We start from the raw sequence: 2,256 nt of genomic DNA on the forward strand, positions 1-2,256 counted from the left end.
GCATCAAAATTGCTAGCGCCATTTCCGTCAACCCAAGTATAACCACCACCAACAAGAACATAAGGATCAAAGAAACCTGTTTGCCCGATCACGTTATTGATATCGTATTTAAGATTTCCATCTAATGCGAAAAAAGACATCTTAGAAACACTTTCTCTTCCATTTTTGGTAAGTTCATTTAACGACCCGGATCCTTCAAGTGTAAATCCCGTGCCAAGATATCTGCCAACGCTTAATCTTGAAACAGCAGGAATCATATTCCAGTCTTGAGTCCTGAAATAATCTTCAGAGGGTGTTTGTGGTGCCATTGGATTATGAACCGCATTTACACCAATGCCTATTGCCCAAGGATTGTTCTTATCTTGTGCGTTTACTGTTATAGCTCCGAAGAGTAATAAACTAAAAATAATTTTTTTCATTTTCTTGTTTTTTTAGGATTAATCAATTCAGGATCAAAATGGACTATTCTTACTTTGGTATTCCTGACGTTCTAATAAGGAACAAAGCTATACCTCTCAGTAATGAATGGGTTACATTATTATATAATAACCTTACATAATTCACACATTTTTTGCCAGCCTATTTTTTTTGCTAGCAATTTTAAATTTTAATAAATCAATAATTGGGAATAGAAATTTTCTAAAAATCTTGAAGAAAGACTCCTAAAAAATAATTGTGTATGTTGTAAATGACGAGTTTAAAATTTATTGTGCAAATTAAAATTCTCGATTTAAACCTTCTTCCCATTCATCCATAAATTCTTCAATTTCTTCTACAAATTCATCAGGTTTTTGAGTTCTGTTTATGGTACTGTGTAAAACAATTTTATTTCTTTCAGGAGGAAAACCTGTTGTAATTGTCCACGATACAGCATTTGGGCAATCTAACAAAGTAAACCGAACACCGCCATTTATTTTATCATAACTGAGAACAAATTCCCCCCAAAGCGTTGCGCCTTTAAAGTTGTTCTCCATACTTTCAAGATATAGCATAGTTTCAGTAAATTCTTCTAAGCTTTTCGGATGAATCTTAGTTTGAAGCTGTGCTTCAGTAGTTTGTTTATCAATAATTCTAAAAAATTCCATATTATATTTTTTTATGTGATTGTACACTTTCAATAATTACTGTTGTAAGAATTAGAAACCCGCCAATTAAGGTGTTTTTCGAAGGAATTTCAGACAAGAAAAACAGACCAAATAAAACGCCATAAACAGGTTGAACACTACTCATAATACTCGCGGTACTAATAGAGAAATTCTTAAAACTCATTACAAAAAGCGTATGCCCAACCGCAGTTGTAAACAAAGCTAAAGCTAATAAAGCCATCCAATCTTCTGAAGTTGGCTGTGCTTCAAAGATAAAAAGTATTGGCCATAAAACCAATGAAATAATAACAAGCTGATAAAACATAAGCATTGAGCCTGAATATTGCGCAATTTTTTGTTTCAGCATTATATTTCTTAAGGCGTAAAACACAGAAGAAAGCAATCCGGAAAGGACTCCTTTTGTAAGATTGCTTTCCAAATTAAATTCTGGCGCTAAAAAATAAATACCTATGAGCGCAATAATTCCCAACAAAATATGCATTTTATTCAATTTTGTCTTAAAAAACAAAGGCTCCAGCAAAGCGGTAATTACAGGATAAGTGAATAAACTCAGCATTCCGACTGCAACATTTGAAAGGTGAAGCGCATAAAAATAGGTAATCCAGTGTGCGCCAAGAAATATTGAACTCAGTAAAATAGCTTTAAAGTCACTTTTGCTCGAAATTTTCAAGTCAATTTTTTTATACCAACAAAATGCACCTAAAATAACGGCGGCAAAAACACAGCGCAACCAAATGGTTACCGGCGGTGGCATTGAAATAAAACGACCCAATACACCTGAAGTGCTAATTATGAGAACGGCAATATTAAGTTCTAAAATGTGTTTTAAATGTTGCTTTTTCAATGACTATATTTTTTGAAGCGTTGCCAAAGCTTTATTTACGGATGTTATTTTATCAAAGGTTAGTAAAAGTCGTAACCCGTTTTTTGTTTCTTTTTCTTTCATAGTGCAAATGCTTGCGTTTTGCTGAACAAATTGCAAAACTCTTGTGAAAACAGGCGTTTGATAATAGGAACTTTGCTGATTGGAAACAAAATAACCGATCATTTTATGTTTTTTCAGGATAAGGCGTTCAAGTCCCAAAGATTTTGCAATCCACTTTAAGCGAACGCTGTTTAACAAATCCACTACTTGAACAGGAAGTTCGCC

General features: G+C 33.6%; 3 protein-coding genes and 1 pseudogene. All 4 read right to left on the bottom strand.

Translation table 11 applies throughout. The annotated features are described in order from the left end of the window. A pseudogene (locus ABY285_RS12515) lies at nt 1-419 on the bottom strand (OmpA family protein); the annotation flags it as partial. 297 nt (nt 420-716) lie between these two features. Beyond that, nucleotides 717-1,085, bottom strand: a complete 369-nt coding sequence (locus ABY285_RS12520) for a hypothetical protein (protein WP_372770567.1) — start codon at nt 1,083-1,085, stop codon at nt 717-719. Between the two features lies 1 nt (nt 1,086). Continuing rightward, nucleotides 1,087-1,950 (bottom strand): DMT family transporter, encoded by an 864-nt coding sequence (locus ABY285_RS12525; protein ID WP_372770569.1) that lies wholly within the window; start codon nt 1,948-1,950, stop codon nt 1,087-1,089. Between the two features lie 3 nt (nt 1,951-1,953). After that, nucleotides 1,954-2,256: TRCF domain-containing protein (locus tag ABY285_RS12530; protein ID WP_372770571.1), on the bottom strand; the 303-nt coding region annotated here is incomplete at its 5' end.

It is taken from the genome of Lutibacter sp., from assembly GCF_041555395.1.
In the GTDB taxonomy this organism is placed as follows: Bacteria; Bacteroidota; Bacteroidia; order Flavobacteriales; family Flavobacteriaceae; genus Lutibacter.

Excerpts from the sequence above, each read along its gene's own strand:
- ABY285_RS12520 (WP_372770567.1), bottom strand. The coding sequence starts at position 1,085 with ATGGAATTTTTTAGAATTATTGATAAACAAACTACTGAAGCACAGCTT.